Below are 21,490 nucleotides of genomic sequence, written 5' to 3'. Positions count from 1 at the left end.
AATTAACCCGAGCGATGCTTAACTTCTCTATGTCAAAACAGGCCGGATTTACCTTAGTCGAATTAGTGACGACCATCATCTTGATTTCAATTCTTGCTGTGGTTGTACTGCCTCGCCTGTTTACCCAGTCTTCCTACAGCGCTTATAGCCTACGTAACGAGTTCATTAGCGAGCTGCGTCAAGTACAGCAAAAAGCGCTCAATAATACTGACAGGTGTTTTCGTGTAACTGTTTCTGGCACTGGTTATCAAGTGAGTCAATTCTCTGCCAGAAATGGAGCAGCTTGTTCTGGTACTGAATTATCGCCAAACCCGCTTTATACCCAAGCTTTTCAAGGTGGTGCTCAATTAGTGCTAGTAAGCCCTAACAGTACTAACAGCAGCAACTTCAGCCTCGATTTCGATATCGATGGTAGCACTTCGTTGGCTTGTAATGGGCCATGCATTAATGTGATTGCTAATGACACTGTGATGATTAACGTCTCCAGCGAGGGTTATATTTATGCGAATTAATCCTCTACTGTTTTCAATAAAAAAATCAATAAAAGCATCCCCAAAAGCCAAACCACAGCAGGGTTTTACCCTTATCGAATTAGTCATTGGTATGTTGGTGATTGGCATTGCGATAGTGATGCTAACCAGCATGTTATTTCCCCAAGCAGATCGTGCGTCCAGCACCTTACATAGAGTACGCAGTGCTGAGCTTGCCCATTCGGTGATGAATGAAATCTGGGGCAAGCGTTACGATCAAAACATTAATGCCAATGGCGGTACGCCGGCCTGTGGTAGTCCGCTAGGAAGCAATTGTTCCATTTCCTTGGGTCCTGAGGTGGGTGAGAGTCGTAACGACTTTAACGATGTGGACGATTACAACGGCTTAAATGAAACCGCGACTATGCTCAATTCGAGCCAAACCTATGCCGCTGCTTATCCTAACTATCGTTTAAGTGTCACTGTCGCCTATGGGCCTGCGCCCAATACTAAGCTAGTCACCATTAATGTGACGACGCCGGACAATGAAGTGATCACTTACAATCTGGTGAGGAGCAATTACTAATGGGCTCTTTAACTGCACAGCGTATGCAAACATCCACACGAGGTTTTACCTTAGTCGAGATGGTCACAGTTATCTTGATTCTGGGGATTCTTGTGGTCGGGGTGAGTAGTTTTATTATTTTTGGTACGCGGATTTTTGTGGAGTCGAGTTCAGTCGATCAGGTACTCGGTCAGAGCCGTTTTGCCGTTGAGCGAATGACCCGTGAGCTACGTAGTGCTTTGCCCAACAGTGTGCGTCTTAATAGCGATTCGCTGACCTATCAATGTGTTGAATTTGTACCGATCGAGGCCAGCACAACTTATCTTACTATGCCAATCATCCCCGCTGCGGCTGCGAGTTCTGGGATAGTTATTCTAGATAATACCGCGAGTGCGATTCGCGTGAATCAATTCGCTTGGATCTATCCTTTGGTTGACGCCGATGTGTATAGCAGCGCGAGACAAAAACGGGCACAGGTTAAAACGATTGCTATCTCGGATCCCTCTTTTGAGCATCAAGTGACACTGACTTTTACTGCGCCAACACGTTTTGCCGAAGCATCACCACGACAAAGGATCTATTTTGGTTCGAGTCCTGTGAGCTATTGCTTTGAAAAGGGTGCAAGCGGTAATGATTTACAAATAGTGCGTTATGCTGGTTATAACTTTAATACCGTTCAACCAAATCCAGCCACTATGGGTACGGGCGTGCTAATGGCGCAAAGTGTGGCGAATCGTCTCGATAATAGTAATGACTTGCCGTTGATCTTAACGCCATCGAGTTTAGTCAATAATGCCATGGTGCACTTGCAGCCAAGATTTAATGTCAATGGTGAGACGTTCCAATATCGACATCAAGTGCAGGTAATCAATGTTCCTTAATTCACAGCGTCGCTCGATAGGGCGTAATTCAGCATCCAGATCATCACTATCAAGATCGTCCTCTCACGCTCTGCCTGTGCGGCAGCGTGGCAGTGCGTTAATCATTGGCGTGTTTGTGATTACCGTGATGTTTCTGCTGGCATCGGCACTGATCAATATTGTGGAAGACGGTGATGTTGGGCTCACCCAAGAAGTATGGGGAACCCGTGCCTTTGCTGCGGCGAACAGTGGCGCCGATGCGTCGCTGGCTAAGTTGTTTCCATTGAATGGCAATGTTGGAACGTGTTTAGCATCAGATGTTTGGACACCGCCCGATGTAACTGGTTTTCATGCCTGTAGTGTGACGTTGACTTGTACAGCATATGCGGTAGACACAGTCACTCAATATCGAATCAGCAGTAAAGCGGTATGCGAAAGCGGCGAAACGCGCGTCAGCCGACAAGTTGAGGTAGAAGCCCGTGGGAATTAATCTTTTTCATCGTGCCATATTGGCAGTACTTATCTTGAGTTTCCCTTCTGCTGTGATGGCATTCGACCCTATTGACCAGAGTGTTATTTTTGCCAAGGTTGCTCAAGGGCATCATGGCGATAACTCTAACGTATGCCATCAGATATCATCGCCACAGCTGATGATAAACGGTAATGGCATTATTAATGGTACTGGTGGTGCTGCATTAGATTATTGTTCGAGTAACGATGGCAGCGGGCTTGCTAATAACAGTTGTGATAACGGTTCTGGTGGAGTGCGTAAATGTACTATCGATGGCAGTGATATTCGAGGGTTAAAATTAACTGGGAGCAATGCTTTTTTATCGAGTAGCGGCGCTGGTGGCGGTTATGGTTCTTGTAATAGTGGCGAGCAATTAACACTTGGTGCTAATGGGCAAAATCAGTTTAGCAATGTTTCGCTTTATTCTGCTTGTACTCTGACTCTATCGGCAACTCAAAATGAGTATCGATTTAACACTATCGCTATTGGGGGCGGGGCGACGCTCGTTTTATCCGAGGGGGACTATTGGGTAGATAGTTTTACCTTGAACCAAAATGCTAAGGTGATTTTGCAAGGTAATGTCCGCATTTTTACCAAACAAAAATTTGAGTTAAATGGCGGTAAATTTAATGAAAATAATACGGCTTCTGCACTTATTATCGGTTATAGCGATATTCAGCTAAATAGTGATGCTTTACTCAATGGGCGAGTTTATAGCGATGCAACATTAAGTTTAAATAATAACTCGATTATTAATGGTCGTGTCACGAGTCGTTATTTAGTCATGAGTGGTGGCAGTATTAATGAAGATTTGCCTGTTGCACCGCTACAATTACAGTTTGGTAAAGCGACCACTACTTCAGTGACGTTTGCCAATGCTTTCCCTGTTGGCGTGAAACCACTTATTTTCCTTATGCCGACAATATCAACGGCGAATACTAGCAACGATGGACCTGCATCAACCTTTGTATCATCTGTGACTAATACCGGATTTACTTGGGTGCAAAGTGAACCAACGAGTCCCTCAAACCGCTATATCGCTTCGAATAGTATGCCGGAAGTGCATTGGATTGCTGTGACGGCAGGTTCACATGTTTTATCCGATGGCAGTCAACTTGAAGCAGGTAGAATCTCTACCGTTAACGCATTGAACATGAGTAACTCTGCCTGGACGAATGTGCCGCTGAATACGTCTCTGAATGTCGTATTGAATCAGTTGCAGACGCGCAATAATTCTTCCTGCTGGCTGACAAGCGTGGCACAGTTAAATTCGAGTGGTATTCAACTCAATTTAGATACCTCTGAGGTCCGTTCTGGAACTCAATGTAAACCTGGTAATCTGCGAAGTTTACAATCAGAAACGATTGGTTATTTAGCGGTAAAATCCAGTGTTGGCACAGTCATACTGAATGGTGAGGATGTTCACTATCAATTCGGTACTGCACTTACCCACACAGGCGGGGGAAATACTAAAACGCTGGCTGAGCAATGTGCTTACAACACGAGTTTGACTGGATTTGTTAATCCTCCGACTTTAGTCGCGGGGAAAGATTCTCGTCGAGGTGGCGATGGTGGCTGGCTAAGACGCTGTAATTTGAGTGCAACTCAAGTCAGTATGGTGAACGACGAAGATACCTATGGCGATAGTGAGCGTAGTCATCTTGCTGAAGACTATGGCTTTGTTGCGCTGGAGAAAGTCGCGCCAGTTGAAGAGTGTTTTACTGATGACTTTTCCCGCAGCAGCTTAGGTAACGATTGGGCAACGAAAGTGCTGGGTTCTTCTACTCCGCCGGCTATCAACGGGGGGCGATTAAGAATCACGCCAGCATTGGGTAATCAGGCCACTGCAAGTACTTACCAGCGGTTATTTCCTGCTGAAGGCAATCTCGTCACGATAGAGTTTGATTATTATGCTTGGTCACCTACATCTGGAACGGGAGGTGATGGGGTTGCGGTTATTTTATCGGACGCTTCTGTTACACCGCAACCTGGCAGCTTTGGCGGTTCACTCGGATATGCACAACGTGATGATGGTACGCCGGGCTTTGCGGGAGGTTGGATTGGTGTCGGTTTAGATGAGTATGGTAATTTTTCCAATCCGAATGAGGGGAAGATCGGTGGCCCTGGATTTAGATCTCAATCGGTAACATTACGCGGTTCTGTGGCGGCAAATTATCAGTATTTGGCTGGTACCGCGGCGAATTTGAATCCTAGAATTGATGTTCGTAGTACGTCAACCGCAGCACCCAATCATAAATATCGGATTAAAGTTGATTCAACTATCACAGGTCAAGCTTGGGTATCGCTAGACAGAGATGTGCGTGATGGTAATGGATATCAGGTACTTGTCCCTCGATTTAATGCGAGAGCGATATCAGGTCAAGATTCTGTTCCTGCCGATTTTTATCTGTCATTTACGGGTTCTACTGGTGGCGCCAATAACAACCACGAAATCGATAATTTTAAAGTTTGTGCAATAAAATCCAAACCGATTGGCTTACAAGTACATCATTTTGAATTTGATTACTCATCATCACCGCTCACCTGTAAGGCAGAGCCTATGCAGATCAGAGCGTGTGCTGATGGAAATATTCCTTGTACCCTGTTTACTGATCCAGTTAGTGCGCAATTGTCACTGAATCCTGCTAGTAATGGCGGTTGGTACCAAAATGGCAGTAGTGTTAGTAATGTCGGTTTCATCAACGGAATCGCCTCTGTTGACTTACGTCATAATGTCACCACCCCAGTCACAATCGGAGTATCGAGTTCAAATCCTGCCACCGTCCCTGGTAGTAATACCTTGTGCCGCAGTGGCGCTGGCGCGTTATCAACCGCGGCTTGTACGCTGTCATTTGCAGATAGCGGCTTTTTAATTGATATGCCAGATAAATTGGCCAATAAAGCCCAAAATGCGACTATTTCTGCGGTCAGGAAGTCAAACGACAACCTAGAGTGCGTGCCGACGTTTGCTGGTCAAACAAAAAGGGTCGATTTATGGAGTCAATATATTTCGCCTGTCGCTGCATCTATGTTTACCCCAACAGCCGTTAGCGTTAACTCAACGCCTATCAGCGGTTCGAGTTCGTCACCTTCTCCCCTGAATTTATCCTTTGATGCCAGCGGTAAAGCAACAATAGCGGTTAATTATAGCGACGCTGGTAAAGTTGGGCTAAACGCCAAATATACTGGTGTCGCAGGCACTCCCGATGAAGGGCTGGTGATGATAGGTAGCGATCCCTTCGTCAGTTTTCCAGTTGGTCTGTGTGTTACGCCCAAAGACAGCGGTGCTTTGTGCTCTGCGGGAGACGTTAGCTGCGCTGTGTATAAAAAAGCCGGTGAGAGTTTTAATTTGCAGATTGCTGCTAAAGCCTGGGTTGCAGATAACGACAGTAATTATTGCGATAACCCAAGTACGCCTAATTACGTTCAATCCAGTATTGTATTGTCGAGTCAATTGGTGGCGCCAAGCTCTGGTGTTCAGGGGGGAGTAGGTATTGCCAGTTACGATCAAGTGGCTGCGACAAATAATCTCAATACAGTCGTTCAAAGTATCAGTGAGGTGGGGGTATTTACCTTTAGTGCTGCGCCGCCCGCGAGTTACTTGGGATCAAGTTTTTACTCAATACCACTGGCAAAGAGTACCAACATAGGCCGATTTGTTCCTGACCGCTTTGGGGTGAACGCATCGAGCGTAATGCCTGCATGTAGCAATAGCTTTAGTTATATGGATCAAAATTTTGCTGTGGCATTTAATCTTAAAGCGCTAAATATCGCTGGCGTTGTGACAGAAAATTATCGTGGCAGTTTTGCTAAGGCATCGGGATTGCTGGTGGGGGAAAATAATGATGATGGTAATGATATGCAGGCACGATTAAATGACGTGGTTGTACCTTTGCAATCGAGTTCTTGGGTGATAGGTGAGGCTAACATAGATTATCAACCTCATTTCTCGCGCCTCCCTGCTTTAGTCGGTGGTGAAGTTGATGGTCCCTATGAACAAATGCTCTTGGGGATTAAAGTATTTGATAATGACGGTAATGTGAGTTCAGTAGCAACACCCAATATGAATGCTTCCACCCTTGGCGACTGCAGTGTCGGTAGCAATTGTGATGCAGTTGTATTATCCGCTAACCAACAGAAATATCGTCACGGCCGTGTGGTGATGGATAACACCTATGGTCCTGAGACAGAAATACTGCGTATGCCGACTCGAGCCGAATATTGGGATGGTAGCAGTTGGGTATTGAATACCAACGATAGCTGCACAACGGCTGTGTATGGTTTGGGTTCGCAGGTGGACAATGCTGGCCTTGGCTACAACTTTGATCCCGACTTAGTGGCGGGGCAAAGTGTTGTACGTTCTGGCGGGACTGCTACATTCCAAGCTGGCCAATTTGAGTTGCTCTGGCAAGCTGTCACCTCAAGTGGTGCGCCATACCGCGGTCAAGTGACGGCGCCCTTGGATGTGCCGCCATGGCTAGAATGGTACTGGAATTGGAATGGCGTATCACCAAGCGTTCTCACAGAACCGCGGGCGAGCGCGTATTTTGGCCGTTATCGTGGCCATGACAAAATCATCTATTGGCGTGAGGTAAACTAATCTGAGTGATTTCAGCTATTGAATCAAACTGAGCCTTTCGTATGAAATGCGCATCAGTTTCATTTATTGAAGGTTGATGAAAACCCTAGTGACAGATTTTAAATGCAATTTCTGAGTTTGACATTTGTTGCTTATTTGTATGTTTCTTCGTTTTAAGTTGTCGATATTTTCGTCAGTAAACAGTATTTTCCGCTTAAATACTGTTTTTTAGAGGACGATTTGAAAAAAAATCACTCCATTAGCGATTGTTAACCTCAACGGTCTTGTGGAATCAGGGTGGCATTGATAAAGTTAGCTGATTTTTCTTTTCTTCTGACTCCACAGAATACAGGCTAGTTACATGTTTAAGAAGCTACGCGGCATTTTTTCTAATGATCTATCGATCGATTTGGGTACAGCTAACACATTAATTTATGTTCGTGGCGAAGGCATAGTCCTCAATGAGCCTTCTGTTGTTGCTATACGTGGTGAGCGTAGTGGCTCCGGTCAGAAATCTGTTGCCGCGGTCGGCACAGAAGCTAAACAAATGCTAGGTAGAACGCCTGGCAATATCCAAGCTATCCGCCCAATGAAGGACGGTGTAATTGCAGACTTTTATGTGACTGAGAAAATGCTGCAGCACTTTATCAAACAAGTGCACAACAATAGTTTTTTTCGTCCAAGTCCACGGGTTCTAGTGTGTGTGCCGGTAGGTGCTACTCAAGTTGAACGCCGTGCGATCCGTGAATCAGCCATGGGTGCTGGTGCTCGCGAAGTGTATTTAATTGAAGAACCTATGGCTGCAGCTATTGGTGCGGGTTTACCTGTATCTGAAGCGACAGGTTCTATGGTGGTGGACATCGGTGGCGGTACGACTGAGGTCGCGATTATCTCGCTAAATGGCGTAGTGTATTCGTCTTCTGTGCGTATAGGTGGTGATAAGTTTGATGATGCCATTATCAACTATGTTCGCCGTAACTACGGTAGTTTGATTGGTGAAGCCACGGCTGAGCGTATCAAGCACACTATCGGTACCGCTTATCCTGGCGATGAAGTGCTAGAAATTGAAGTCCGCGGCCGTAACTTGGCGGAAGGTGTACCTCGTAGCTTTACACTGAATAGCAACGAAATTTTAGAAGCCTTACAAGAGCCATTATCAGGTATCGTAAGTGCTGTGATGGTGGCGTTAGAGCAATCTCCACCAGAATTAGCTTCAGATATTTCTGAGCGCGGTATGGTGTTAACCGGCGGTGGTGCGTTATTGCGTGATTTAGACCGTTTATTAATGCAAGAAACCGGAATTCCGGTCATGGTGGCGGACGATCCATTGACCTGCGTAGCACGCGGCGGTGGTAAAGCCCTCGAAATGATTGATATGCACGGCGGCGATCTGTTCTCCGAAGAAACCTAATTTAACTTCGGTATAGGGCGGTTAATCACCGCCTTAGCTTTCCTATGAAGCCAATTTTTGTTCGTGGTATTTCAAACCAATTCCGTCTGACACTGGCAATTATTTTGTCGGTGGCTTTGCTCGTGGCTAATCATCGCCTCGATCCTGTTCGGCAAAACCTCTCCTCTGTCTTTAGTCCATTACAGTATTTAGCCAGTATGCCAGGCGCAGCGCTCGACTGGTCATCTGAAAGTTTTGCTACCCGTAATATGTTGGCACTGCAGAATAAAGAACTGCTCAGACAACAACTGCTAATGAGTGAACGCTTACAGCGTTTCGAACATTTACGCCAAGAAAATGAGCGTTTGCGGGCATTGTTAGGCTCACCCGCCTATCTGGATTCGCGCAAGATGGTGGCCGAAGTGCTAGAGGTCGCCAGCGATCCTTTCCATCACTACGTGGTGTTGAATCACGGTTCTCGTAGCGGTGTATTTGTCGGCCAGCCAGTGGTGGATGCGCAAGGTGTTGTCGGCCAAGTGGTGCAGGTCAGTGAAATGACCAGTAGGGTGCTATTGCTCTCCGACGTATCACACGGTTTACCTGTGCGTATTACCCGTAATGATGTGCGCCTGGTCGCCAATGGTACGGGTGAGCTTGATGAGATAGAACTGCGCCATGTGGCCAAGAGTACCGACATTCGTGTCGGCGATTTATTGGTGACTTCAGGCTTAGGCAATCGCTTCCCCGAAGGTTATCCCGTCGCACGGGTTTTGGAAGTCTTAACTGAAGACGGCCAAAGCTATGCTCGAGTTACTGCTCAACCACTCGCAGCGTTAGATCGTATTCGTTATGTGTTGTTGATTTGGCCGTCTCCCGATTCAGGTGTGACCTTGCCAAATCAGCCCACAGCTCCTGCTGCGGATCAATCGCTTAGCGAAGAGGCATCAAAAATCGGCAGCGCAAGCCCTGCTGAAGGCACATCTGCAGAGACGACTAAGCCTGTGACGACACCCGCAGCCACTGTGGCCAAACCGGCAACGGAAACCACTCCTTCAGCGACTGAGGTGCATCGATGAGCTTTCAAGCTGCCAATGGGCGCTTTATTGTTTGGGTGACATTATTTATCGGCGTGATTAGCCAGATCATGCCTTTACCGAGTGCGGTTGATGCTTGGCGTCCCGACTGGTTGTTGATGATTGTGCTCTACTGGTCAATCGCATTACCCCATAGATACAACATCTTAACCGCTTGGGTGTTAGGCCTAGTGTTAGATATTTTATTGGGCGCTACCTTAGGCGTGCGCTCTTTAGCTATGTCTTTGGTGATTTATGTCGCCATCTTGCATTGCCAGCGATTGCGAAATTTTCCTAAATGGCAACAGTCGTTGGTGATCATGCTGCTCATTTGTATGTATCACTTAGTGATTTACTGGGTCGAGTTTGTCATGCAAGAGGCGGTGTTCGATACCGATCTATTCTTACCTGCGATTTCGGGACTCGTGATCTGGCCTTGGATATTTTGGATTCTACGTCGGGTTCGACGTCATTATAAGGTTCGCTAACTGTGGATTTAGTTTTAGCTTCGACTTCACCACGTCGTAAAGAATTATTGGCCCACCTTGGGCTCGGTCGTCCTGAGTTTTGTTTCACGCAAGTGGCGCCGGATATCGATGAAACCGTGCAGCAAGGTGAAGCGCCAAGGGATTATGTGCGACGTTTAGCCGCAGAAAAAGCCCATGCTGGACTGGCATTATGCGCAGATATGTCACAGCCTGCTGTATTAGGTTCTGATACTATCGTTGTGCTTGAAAACCAAATATTAGGCAAACCGCTGGATGTGGCCGATGCTAAGCGTACGCTCAGTGAATTATCTGGCCGAACGCATACAGTAATGACCGCTGTGGCGCTGACTTACCAAGCGGATGCCGATTTAAGCTTCAAAACCTCAGTGCGTTTGGTCGAAACACAAGTACGTTTTTGCGCCTTATCGGCCGCCGATATTGATGCTTATGTCGCTTCAAAAGAGCCAATGGATAAAGCCGGTAGTTACGGTATCCAAGGGCTTGGTGGTTGCTTTGTGGCTGCGATTGAAGGCAGTTATTCTGGCGTTGTGGGTTTACCTTTGGTTGAAACCCGTGAGTTGTTAGCCGAGGTTGGGCTGATTTAACGGCTTGTGGCTGGTATTGCGACTTGGGCTTGAGGTTAGAATGAACCTTATGGAGGTTTTAGGCTCTTAATCGAGTATCTCCATGACGTTACCTTTAGCCTTGAACCTTGAACCTTTATTAGGTTTTCATGCTTAGATAGTTGGTAACTTCTAGTTTGTAGCTTCGATTAATTAATCTAGTTTCCCGAATGGGGTGAGTCGTGAATACCAGTCGCTTAAATCCAAATAAAATACAGCGCAAGATGGGTTCAGAATTACTGATCAACGTAACCCCCTCTGAGGCGCGGGTTGCCTTAGTTGAGCATGGCGTGCTGCAAGAAGTACACATTGAACGCCGGATGAAACGGGGTTTAGTCGGCAATATTTACAAAGGTAAAATCAGCCGTGTGTTGCCCGGTATGCAAGCCGCTTTTGTCGATATTGGCTTAGATAAAGCCGCGTTTCTACATGCTTCCGACATAGTGCCGCACACTGAATGCGTCGCCGATGTTGAGAAAGGGCATTTCGTTGTCCGCGATATCGCCGAATTAGTCCGCCAAGGACAAGATATTATGGTGCAAGTGGTTAAAGATCCGCTGGGCACTAAGGGCGCGCGCCTGACAACCGATATCACGCTGCCTTCCCGCTATTTAGTCTTTATGCCTGGCTCTAGCCACGTTGGCGTTTCCCAGCGTATCGAGCTTGAAGAAGAACGCAGTCGCCTTAAACAAATCACTCTGCCCTATGTCGATGATGACGGTGGTTTTATTATCCGCACCGCCGCCGAAGGTGTGGGTGAAGACGAATTATCCCAAGATGCGGCGTTTTTAAGGCGAGTTTGGTCAAAGGTGAGCGAACGACGTAAGCGCAGCGGTGTGTCGCTCTTATATCAAGATTTAGCCTTACCTGTGCGGATTGTACGTGACTTTGTTGGCACTGAGCTTGACCGTATTCAGGTCGATTCTCGCCGTACCTTTGCCGAGTTGCAGTCCTTTGCCCAAGAGTTTATGCCTGAAATTGCCGATAAGATTGAGCATTATTCAGGGCCTGCGCCAATTTTCGATCTCTACGATGTGGAGAACGAAATTCAACGTGCGCTTGGTCGTAAGGTTGAGCTCAAGTCTGGCGGCTATTTGATTATCGATCAGACCGAAGCTATGACGACTGTGGATATCAATACCGGCGCCTTTGTCGGACACAGAAATCTTGAAGAAACCATTTTTAATACCAATCTCGAAGCGACCCAAGCCATAGCGAGGCAGTTACGTCTGCGTAATCTCGGCGGCATCATTATTATCGATTTTATCGACATGATGACGGCGGATCATAAGGCTCGGGTGCTCAGCAGCTTAACCAGTGCCTTATCTAAAGACAGAGTGAAAACCAATGTGAGCGGTTTCTCTGGCTTAGGTTTAGTTGAAATGACCCGCAAGCGAACCCGCGAAAGTCTAGAGCACGTGGTTTGCGGCGAATGTCCCGCCTGCCATGGCACGGGCAGCATGAAGACGGTGGAGACGGTTTCTTATGAGGTATTTCGCGAAATCATCCGCTTAAACCGCGCCTATGATGCCGATGAATTCCTGTTGTACTGTTCGCCTGCCGTGTATCAAAGCTTACATACCGATGAAAATCATCTGATTGCTGAGCTTGAGGTTTATATCGGTAAGCGTATCCGTTTGCAAAATGAGCCTATGTACTCACAGAACAAATACGATGTGGTGATGATGTAGTGGCAGCACCTTTTACTGCAAAAAAACTAAGTCGTTTTTGTTGGCAATTTATCGCGCTAATCTTAGTGCTATTTGCGCTTGCAGTGAGTTTGATCCGTGGCTTATTGCCGCAGGTTGATGGGGTGCGCCAGCAACTGGTTGATTACGTAAAAAACGAATATAAGGTTGATGTGCAAGTGGGGGAATTATCCGCCCACTGGCAAGCGTTTGGTCCGGCAATTAACATAGATAATTTAGTGATCCCGCCGCAGGAACAACTGCCCGTCACTTTGATTATCAAGAATGTGCAAGTAAAGTTAGATTTTTGGCAATCGCTGCTGACTTTCACGCCGCGTATCGAAGATGTCAATTTTGATGGTGTCCATATCGCGTTAAACATGGACAAGCTGACCGAAAATAATCCCGACGCAACCAATAAAGCGCCGCAAGTTGATTGGCTCTATGCCCTATTGCTCAAGCAACTCGACAGATTTTCGTTAACCCATGCCACAGTGCAGTTGCTGAGTTTGCGCCAAGAGTTTCGCCCGATCCATATTCGCCAGCTAAACTGGCGCAATAACGGTGAGCGTCACCGCGGTGCAGGGGAACTGTATCTCGATGATAATGCCTCTGAGCATGAATCTCTGGGATTACAGTTAGATCTCAATGGCGATGGCGCTAATCCCGACAGCTTAACGGGACAGATTTATCTGGCGGCGAACTCATTAGACTTAGGTGAGTGGGCGTCGCGTCAGCCTAACCCCTATGATGCGAGCAAAAAATTACCCTTAGAAGGGGTCGTTAATCTTAAGGCTTGGCTTACGTTTGCCGATCGCAGCATCAGCTCTGCCATGGTGCATTTTGAGCCGAGTTGGTTGCAATGGACCTTAAAGGAAGCGCCACAACGATTTGAAATCCAAGCGGGTGATATCATTTGGCAGCCAAAGGATTCAGGCTGGGAAGTACAGAGCTCAGGGCTCGACTTTGTCACTAACGGTGAGCATTGGCCGCAGTTAACGCTGGCGGCTAAGCGTCAACATGACGAATTCTTTGCCTATGTGAATCAAGTTAACACTCAAAACCTATTACCCCTGTTACCGCTATTCCCCGGAGTCGATAAAACCGTATTACATCAATGGCATGCTTTAGCGCCTGAAGCCAGCATTGGGCCCATTCGACTGTATCAAAAGGCCGATCAGCCTTTGCTCGCCACTACTGAAGTGAAACAGCTACATTGGCAGAAGGTCGACGGTATCCCCAATACCCATCCTTTAGATCTGAACTTACATTGGCAAGACAAGACGCTGTATTTCTCTTTGCCAGCACAAGTTTATAGCGTGGATTTTGGGGATGAATTTTCGGCGCCACTCGTCTTTAACGGTGCGGCAATTGATGGTCAGTTCAATACTGCAGAGTTGAGTTTAAACGTGCCGCAGTTGCAGCTTGAGAACGATGACATAGGCTTAGATGCTGCGCTTAAATTGGATTTCAGTGCTGCGGCGCATATGGCGCTGGCCGCTAATGTTCATATCAATAATGTCGCCAATGCCGACAAGTATTTCCCCAATAAGGCGATGGGCGAATCGCTGGCTGAATATTTGGATACAGGGCTTAAATCGGGTCAGACTCAAGATGCACAGGTCGTTTGGCGTGGTCCGTTAAACGGTTTCCCTTTCGATGACAATAGCGGCGTGTTTCAAGCGGCATTTACTTTAACGGATGCCCAATTCCAGTTTCAACCCGATTGGCCTGCGGTCACAGACTTATCCCTTAATGCTTTGTTTGAAAATGCTCGTATGGATCTTTGGCTCAACCAAGGCAAGCTAATGAACGTGGATGCCACGGGTGCCCATGTATTTATTCCCGCGATTGGCGAGCACACGCTGCTGAGGATTGAAGCTGAACTTGCCACCCAAGGCAGTGCGGCAACTAAAGTATTACAAGCTTCACCTTTGGCGGGGTCAGTGGGTAAAACCTTAGATGTCGTGCAAGTACAAGGCGCTGTGACTGGCAATTTGGATATCAGTATTCCGCTGTATGACGGAGGCGCAGAAGATATTCGTGGTCAAATTAGTTTTGATAACACGCCGGTGTATATTGCCCAGCCCGGACTGCAGCTCAATGGCGTAACGGGTATCGTCGACTTTGCAAATGAGGTGGTGACAGGTAAAGGGATTAAAGCGCGTTTGTTCGAACAGCCGCTCAACTTAACCTTTGATACTCAGCCTAAAGGCAAAGATTTTAGCCTTAATCTTTCACTCAAAAGTCGTTGGGATCTGAATCGTCTCCCCGAAGCATTGCATAATCCTTTGAGTGATTTCTATCAGGGTAAAATCAGTTGGGACGGCGCTATGACTATGCTGTTTACTGAAAAAGGTTATCAAATTCAAGCCAAAGTAACTTCGGATATGGTTGGCACTCAACTGTCATTCCCGGGATATTTTGCCAAACCCGAAGATGAGCCGCGGCCTTTAGTCGCTGAGTTTATTGGCGATCAAAATGATGCGACCTTAGATGTCAAACTGGCGAGTCATGCCGAGTTTATCGGTGGGTTTGATGCTGAAAAAGGTGCTAATTTCAGTTATTTTGATTTGTTATTGGGGCGTTTATTCGATGAGGATGAAGCCCGAAATACTGAGAAAGGTCATATTCAAATTGACCTTGGTAAGGCGAAACTAGCCGACTGGTTACCTGTGATTAATGCCTTTGTTGGCCAAGAGAAATTACCTAAAACCGGCATCCTCGTCGACGATATCGCCCATGACAGTTTATTCCCTGCGGTGGCGAGTATCGATTCCCATATTGGCCGCCTCGACCTTTTAGGACAACAGCTGACCGAGCTTAGGCTCAATGCGAAACCCAATGAAACGGGCTGGCGTTTTAATACCGTTGCCAACGAATTTGACGGCTGGGTCGATTTCTATCCCAACTGGCGAACCCAAGGCCTCAAAGTTGTGGCGAGCAAATTCTATTTTTCACCCGAGGTTAAGTCGGATACCGATGCCGATTTTGCCAGTGATCAAGTGCTCACTAACCTGCCACCCGTGGCCGTGAATGTGGAGGATTTTCGTTTCTTCGATAAGCCTTTTGGCAAGCTAGTCTTGCAGGCGGGCCCACAAGCGGCAGGCTATAAAATCCAAACCCTGTCGTTGACTACGCCCAATGTGACCTTGCAGGGCAGTGGTATTTGGCAACAACAGGCAGGGCAGAATAAAACTGATTTGAGTGTCGAATTGAACGCCACTCAGTTTAATTACCTCTCGGCCCAATTGGGCATAGATCCCGGCGTCAATGAAGCGCCATTAAAGGTTAACGCGGATTTGTCTTGGCAAGGTGCGCCTTATGCTTTCTCCCTCGAAACCTTAAATGGCAAGGTGAAGTTCGACTTAGGCAAAGGGCATTTATCTCAGGTGAGTGATAAGGGCGCGCGCATTTTTTCCTTGTTCAGCTTAGATTCTTTGGTACGCAAACTGTCGCTGGATTTCACCGATGTCTTCGGTCAGGGCATGTATTTCAACTCCTTCAATGGCAATCTGCAAATTGATAACGGTGTAGTGAAAACCACTGATACCGAAATGGATGCGATTGCGGGCAATATGAAGGTCCGTGGCTATACGGATCTCACCACTGAAAGTTTGAATTACGACATCCGCTTTGTGCCGCAATTAGCCTCGAGTGTGCCGACTGTGGTATTGCTCAGTACCAGTGCGTGGACGCTCGGTCTGGGCGCATTTGCGCTGACAAAAGTGCTTGAGCCTGTGATTGAGGTGATTTCAGAAATTCGTTTTCGGGTGACCGGCACTATGGCTGAACCTGTGGTTGAAGAGCTGGAGCGTAAGAGTAAAGAAATTGAAATTCCTGAGGCCATTTTACCTGTTGTTGGAGTTGAGCGCCCAGCGGCGCCGACCGAAGCCGCAAGTCATAATACCGATATCACTCAGCCGGTAGAGACGAAATCTGAGCCACAGCTTCAAGAAGCACAATCAGAAGCGCTTGAGCCAAAAGACGTTAAGCCTGAAGAGGCCAGAACTGAAGAATCAAAGTCAGAAGAGCCAAAGCCAGCCACAGATCAAATGAAAGCGCCCGATTTAAAGTTGGTGCAACCTCAAGCAACGCCTTCGCCTGAAGCGCCGAACACGCCTGCCACACCAGAGAATCAGCCAGCAGTAGAACCGATTAAGCAAATTCAGGGAGATCAGAATGCACATCAGCCTGTTGCAATGTCAGAGCAGTCGCGACGTCAGCGCCAATCTGCTGTTTATCGAATCGCAGCTTAACGAACTCAAACGGGATGCCGATGCGCCCCATTTAGTCGTGTTGCCCGAATGCAGTTTACTGTTTGGTGGCCACGAAAGTCAGCAACTCGCCTATGCGGGTGATGCTCATCAGAGCCCGCTCAAATCGGCGTTAAGTGCACTGGCCGCCAAATATCAGGTATTTATGGTGGCAGGTACTATTCCGGCGCTGGCTGAGGATGGCCGCGTCTATAGCCGCAGTTATCTGTTTGATGATAAAGGTGATACTTTAGGGCATTACGATAAGCTGCATCTCTTTGATGTGGATGTTGCCGATGGTACAAAGCAATATCGCGAGAGCGAAACCTTCTGCCCCGGTGATCACATTAGCGTTATCGATACACCTTTTGGCAAAATTGGCCTAGCCATCTGTTATGATTTACGCTTTCCCGACTTATTTAGGGCGATGCGTCTTGCGGGGGCCGAGATCATTACCTTGCCATCGGCCTTTACCAAAGTGACCGGTGAAGCCCATTGGCAAGTATTGTTACAGGCAAGAGCCATTGAAACCCAATGCGTTATTCTTGCTGCAGCTCAGTGGGGACAGCATAACGAAGGCAGTCGTGAAACTTGGGGGCAGAGCATAATAGTCGGTCCTTGGGGCAATATTTTGGCTGAACGTAAAACGGGTACGGGTTGGGTGCAGGCTGAGGTCGATTTAACCGAAATGCACAGTATTCGCCGTAAAATGCCCGTGATGCAGCATAATCGTTTCCTTGAGCCAAGCTTGAAATAACCGCCCGCACTGGCGAGCGGCAATACCGAATTAGACAGCGATTTACGTACAGAATTAGTACAGCGAATTTACACTCAGAATATCAAGATCCCTTGGGGTCAAAGAGAGCATAGATGCCATTTTTAGCACAAGTAGAGCAAAGTTTATTGAAGAATGGGTTAGCGTTAGAGGGGTTGCAAACCTATCTAAACACCATACATCAGCACAAAATCGATTATTCCGATCTCTATTTTCAAGGTAGTCGCCACGAGTCTTGGGTGCTGGAAGACGGCATCATTAAAGATGGTAGTTTCCATATCGAACGCGGTGTAGGCGTGCGTGCGATCAGCGGTGAAAAAACCGGTTTCGCCTATGCCGATGATATTACGCCAGCAGCCCTAAGCGCTGCCGCTCATGCCGCACGCGGCATTGCCAGTGCCGGTGAGCAAACTCAGGTTCAAGCCTTTAAACGTCAAAAAGCCTTGGCATTATACGACAGCTTAGATCCGATTGCGGCGATGGAAGAAGTCAAAAAAATCAATCTGCTGAAAGAAGCCGATGCTTTTATTCGCAGTTTAGATAGCCGCATTATTCAAGTGGTGGTTAGCCTTGCGGGCGTGCACGAAGAAATCCTTATTGCCGCCAGCGATGGCACTTTAGCGGCCGATATTCGTCCTTTGGTGCGCTTTAACTGCAGCGTGATCTTAGAAGAAAACGGTAAACGTGAACGTGGCGGCGCCGGTGGCGGTGGTCGTCATGACTACAGCGTATTAATGGCAAGCGATGACACTGGTTTACCTATGTGTTTCGCCTTTGCCCGAGAAGCCGTGCGCCAAGCGCAGGTCAATCTCAATGCCATCGATGCGCCGGCGGGTGAAATGCCCGTGGTGTTAGGCAATGGCTGGCCGGGTGTATTACTCCACGAAGCGGTTGGACATGGTTTAGAGGGTGACTTTAACCGTAAGGGCAGTAGTGCTTTCAGCGGTAAGGTGGGTCAGTTAGTCGCCTCTAAGTTAGTGACAGTGGTCGATGATGGCACCTTGCCTAATCGTCGTGGTTCACTCAGCATCGACGATGAAGGTGTGCCGACTCAAAGAACCGTGTTGATTGAAGACGGTATTTTAAAGGGTTACATCCAAGACAAACTCAATGCTCGCTTAATGGGCGTCGCACCAACGGGTAACGGTCGCCGTGAGTCTTACGCGCATTTACCTATGCCACGTATGACTAACACTTATATGACGGCCGGTGAGTCGGATCCAAGCGAGATCATCAAGTCAGTCAAGAAAGGCATTTACGCGCCGAACTTTGGTGGCGGTCAAGTGGATATCACTTCGGGTAAGTTTGTGTTCTCCGCATCCGAAGCCTATTTGATTGAAAATGGTGAAGTCACACAAGCCATTAAGGGCGCTACCTTAATCGGTAACGGCCCTGAGGCTATGAGCCAGATTTCTATGGTCGGTAACGATATGGCCTTAGATCAAGGTGTTGGCGTTTGCGGTAAAGACGGCCAAAGTGTCCCTGTTGGCGTAGGCCAACCCACCTTGAAGTTAGATCGCTTAACAGTGGGTGGTACGGCTTAGTATTCGTTGAGCTTTTAGATGCGCGATGGCAATAAGCGTGGTAATAGGTAAGGCTTTGTTCGGCTTTAGGCTCATATTGAAATGTATGTTCATGCTTAAGTGCATGAGCATGTTGAGCGCCAAGGAGCAAAACGGAGATAAATCGCCTTAGTCGCTCGGTCGCAGAGTACTAGGTTCGATCCTCTGTGATCGTCCTTCTAGCCGCTTACCATGATGGATGTTATCATTCGCAAAGGAAATTAGAGTAACTACTCTAGAGGTGTTAATGAAACTATCACGTGTGGCTTGGCTGTGTTTACTGCCCTTGCCTTGTTTATTGCCTTTGGCTGGTTATGCCCAGCCCACGAGCTTCACCGACGCTTGGCAACAAGTGCTCAAGGTGAGCGACAAGTTGCAAGCGCAATCCCAGGAAGTGAATCGCGCTAAAGGTGAAGAGGAGGCGGGCGAGAGCTTGAATCTGCCCTCCTTGAGCCTTAATGGCAGTTATACCCACCTCGAAAAACCGATTGAACTCGATCTTCGGGATCTCAATCCCTTAGCCTCCCTTGATCCCGCCACTTTACCACCCGCCCTTGGCGGAGCACTGGCGAGTATTCCGGGATCATTGTTTGTCACGCCTTTTACCGAGCAAGATATCTTCCGTGCGAGCTTACAAGCTATGTGGCCGATTTATACGGGCGGGCAGATCACCGCAGCCCAAGGTATACACGCGGCTATGGTGGCTGAGAAGCAACAAGAATTACAGCTCGCCACCCGTGATTTATTTACCCTGCTGGTGGACCGATATTACGCTGTCGATGTCACGCTGGCGCTGGTGAATACCCAAACCGATCTTGTCGGCTCTTTAACTAAGCATGTCGACCATGCGCTAGCATTAGAGCGAGAAGGTCAAATCGCTAAGGTTGAACGCCTCAATGCGCAGGTCGCCTTAGACAATGCCAAAGTCAATTTAGGCAGCGCTCGCCGTCAACATGAAATGGCGGTTATCGCCCTGTCGCGTATGTTGCAGCAAAGCGATGTCGGCACAGAGTCACCTTTATTTGTCTTGCCGCATGCGCCGTCTTTAGGTCAGCTCACTCAAGTGACGTTGAGCCAACATCCAGCGCTTAAATTGCTCGAAGCCAAGGAAGCTCAGGCCAATGGCTTGGTTTCATTAGAACAGGGTAAGTATTACCCCACAGTATTCCTCTTTGGTAATTACACACTTTACGAAGATGACAGCCTGTTTTCTCAGGTAGAGCCCGATTGGATGGTCGGTGTCGGCGTTAAAGTGCCCATCCTCAGCCGCGACGGTCGCAGTGGTAAGGTCGAGGCCGCCAAGAGTGCACTCTTGCAGGCCCGTTACACCAAGGCGCAAACGCGGCAAGACTTGAGTCTGTTACTGGACCAAAGCTATCGCCAATTATTACAGGCCGAAGAAGAAGTGAAGGCGCTCGATACCTCACTTGAACTCGCCACCGAAAACCTGCGCCTGCGGGAAATCGCCTTTAATCAAGGGCTTTCAACTTCTATCGACAGAGTCGATGCCGAGCTGAAACTCAGCGCAGTTAAAACTCAACAACTGGCCGCCCGTTATCGTTATGTGCAAGCCTATGCCAGATTAATGGCCATCAGTGGTCAATTAGATGAATTTATCGGTCGTACCATAGCCCTTACCCAAGTGCAGGAGACAAACAATGCGCGCTAACAGAATACTTGCCCTTGTGGCGTTGGTCGCATTAGGCCTTATCTTGGCCTATGGCCTCAAGCTGGCTTACAGTCCGCAGCCGAGCCTGTTGCAGGGCCAGATTGAAGCCCGCGAATACAATGTCTCCTCTAAGGTGCCAGGCCGCGTCGAGCAAGTGCTGGTGCGCCGTGGTGACAGTGTGGCCGAAGGGGATTTGCTGTTCGCCATCAACAGCCCTGAGTTGGATGCTAAGTTGATGCAAGCCGAAGGTGGCCGCGATGCCGCTAAAGCGATGCAGCTTGAAGCTAACAACGGTGCCCGTAGCCAAGAAGTGATGGCGGCCAAAGAGCAATGGCTCAAGGCACAGGCAGCGGCAACGCTGGCTAAAACTACTTATACTCGCGTCGAAAATCTCTTCAACGAAGGTGTGGCCGCGAGACAAAAACGCGATGAAGCCTTTACCCAATGGCAAGCGGCGAAATACACAGAGCAAGCCGCATTAGCCATGTATCAAATGGCACAAGAAGGCGCGCGGGTCGAAACCAAAGCCGCTGCCGCCGGGAACGCCCGTATGGCCGAAGGCGCGGTAAAAGAAGTTAACGCCATTATGCAAGATAGCCAAATGCGCGCGCCTAAATCGGGTGAAATCAGCGACGTGCTATTGCAGGCAGGTGAATTAGCGCCGAGCGGTTTTCCGATTGTGAGCCTGATTGACATGCAGGATTCATGGGCCGTGTTCCAAGTGCGCGAAGATCAACTTAAGCGCTTCAAGCAAGGCCAAAAAGTTCAGCTGAATATTCCAGCGCTCGGGCAAGATGTGGAATTTACTGTGTCCCATATCAGCGTCATGGGCGATTTTGCCACCTGGCGCTCGACCGAAAGCGGCCACGATTTTGATATGCGCACTTTCGAGATGGAATTGCGTCCAAGCCAGCCGATTGCCGATCTGCGTGTCGGCATGTCTGTGCTGCTGCGCAGTGAGTAAAAGCCGTGACTGAACGC

15 protein-coding genes are annotated in these 21,490 nt (G+C 48.0%); all 15 read left to right on the top strand.

What is annotated here, in order from left to right; all coding sequences use genetic code 11:
• Positions 1-14 precede the first annotated feature (14 nt).
• The 15 genes from Q4Q49_RS08215 to Q4Q49_RS08145 all read left to right on the top strand — a co-directional run bounded on the left by Q4Q49_RS08215 (position 15) and on the right by Q4Q49_RS08145 (position 21,473).
• Positions 15-512, top strand: a complete 498-nt coding sequence (locus tag Q4Q49_RS08215) for a type II secretion system protein (protein WP_311999099.1) — start codon at positions 15-17, stop codon at positions 510-512.
• Positions 502-1,056, top strand: a complete 555-nt coding sequence (locus Q4Q49_RS08210; RefSeq protein WP_311999098.1) for a type II secretion system protein — start codon at positions 502-504, stop codon at positions 1,054-1,056. Before Q4Q49_RS08215 ends, Q4Q49_RS08210 begins: the two co-directional genes overlap by 11 nt.
• Positions 1,056-1,916 (top strand): type II secretion system protein, encoded by an 861-nt coding sequence (locus tag Q4Q49_RS08205; RefSeq protein WP_311999097.1) that lies wholly within the window; start codon positions 1,056-1,058, stop codon positions 1,914-1,916. Before Q4Q49_RS08210 ends, Q4Q49_RS08205 begins: the two co-directional genes overlap by 1 nt.
• Positions 1,906-2,385 carry an MSHA biogenesis protein MshP gene (locus Q4Q49_RS08200; RefSeq protein WP_311999096.1) on the top strand — a complete coding sequence of 160 codons (480 nt, stop codon included), beginning with the start codon at positions 1,906-1,908 and terminating at the stop codon, positions 2,383-2,385. Before Q4Q49_RS08205 ends, Q4Q49_RS08200 begins: the two co-directional genes overlap by 11 nt.
• Positions 2,375-7,006 (top strand): DUF6701 domain-containing protein, encoded by a 4,632-nt coding sequence (locus tag Q4Q49_RS08195; RefSeq protein ID WP_311999095.1) that lies wholly within the window; start codon positions 2,375-2,377, stop codon positions 7,004-7,006. Before Q4Q49_RS08200 ends, Q4Q49_RS08195 begins: the two co-directional genes overlap by 11 nt.
• Positions 7,007-7,346: 340 nt before the next feature.
• A complete protein-coding gene (locus tag Q4Q49_RS08190; protein WP_105251284.1) occupies positions 7,347-8,396 on the top strand; it encodes a rod shape-determining protein in 1,050 nt (349 codons plus the stop codon).
• A 44-nt stretch (positions 8,397-8,440) separates the two neighbouring features.
• Entirely contained in the window at positions 8,441-9,451 is a 1,011-nt protein-coding gene (gene mreC / locus Q4Q49_RS08185; RefSeq protein ID WP_242326472.1) for a rod shape-determining protein MreC, read from the top strand.
• Complete coding sequence (gene mreD, locus Q4Q49_RS08180) at positions 9,448-9,936, top strand: rod shape-determining protein MreD (protein ID WP_226059500.1); 489 nt, start codon at positions 9,448-9,450, stop codon at positions 9,934-9,936. The genes mreC and mreD overlap by 4 nt, the downstream gene beginning before the upstream one ends.
• A 2-nt stretch (positions 9,937-9,938) precedes the next feature.
• Entirely contained in the window at positions 9,939-10,541 is a 603-nt protein-coding gene (locus tag Q4Q49_RS08175; protein WP_311999094.1) for a Maf family protein, read from the top strand.
• Between the two features lie 242 nt (positions 10,542-10,783).
• Positions 10,784-12,250: a ribonuclease G gene (gene rng / locus Q4Q49_RS08170; protein WP_220592998.1), complete on the top strand. Its 1,467-nt coding sequence runs from the start codon at positions 10,784-10,786 to the stop codon at positions 12,248-12,250.
• Positions 12,250-16,506 carry a YhdP family protein gene (locus Q4Q49_RS08165; RefSeq protein WP_311999093.1) on the top strand — a complete coding sequence of 1,419 codons (4,257 nt, stop codon included), beginning with the start codon at positions 12,250-12,252 and terminating at the stop codon, positions 16,504-16,506. Before rng ends, Q4Q49_RS08165 begins: the two co-directional genes overlap by 1 nt.
• Positions 16,430-17,260 carry a carbon-nitrogen hydrolase family protein gene (locus tag Q4Q49_RS08160; protein ID WP_311999092.1) on the top strand — a complete coding sequence of 277 codons (831 nt, stop codon included), beginning with the start codon at positions 16,430-16,432 and terminating at the stop codon, positions 17,258-17,260. Before Q4Q49_RS08165 ends, Q4Q49_RS08160 begins: the two co-directional genes overlap by 77 nt.
• A 113-nt stretch (positions 17,261-17,373) precedes the next feature.
• Positions 17,374-18,822, top strand: coding sequence for a metalloprotease TldD (tldD, locus tag Q4Q49_RS08155; RefSeq protein WP_311999091.1), 1,449 nt, complete (start codon positions 17,374-17,376; stop codon positions 18,820-18,822).
• Between the two features lie 265 nt (positions 18,823-19,087).
• A complete protein-coding gene (locus Q4Q49_RS08150; RefSeq protein ID WP_311999090.1) occupies positions 19,088-20,509 on the top strand; it encodes a TolC family protein in 1,422 nt (473 codons plus the stop codon).
• Positions 20,499-21,473: an HlyD family secretion protein gene (locus Q4Q49_RS08145; RefSeq protein ID WP_006083247.1), complete on the top strand. Its 975-nt coding sequence runs from the start codon at positions 20,499-20,501 to the stop codon at positions 21,471-21,473. Before Q4Q49_RS08150 ends, Q4Q49_RS08145 begins: the two co-directional genes overlap by 11 nt.
• Positions 21,474-21,490: the final 17 nt, after the last annotated feature.

Origin of the sequence: Shewanella sp. SP1S1-7 (genome assembly GCF_031932105.1) — a bacterium.
In the GTDB taxonomy this organism is placed as follows: domain Bacteria; phylum Pseudomonadota; class Gammaproteobacteria; order Enterobacterales; family Shewanellaceae; genus Shewanella; species Shewanella baltica.
Note: the sequence above shows the minus strand (reverse complement) of the source record. Positions and strands in the feature narration are given on the sequence as shown.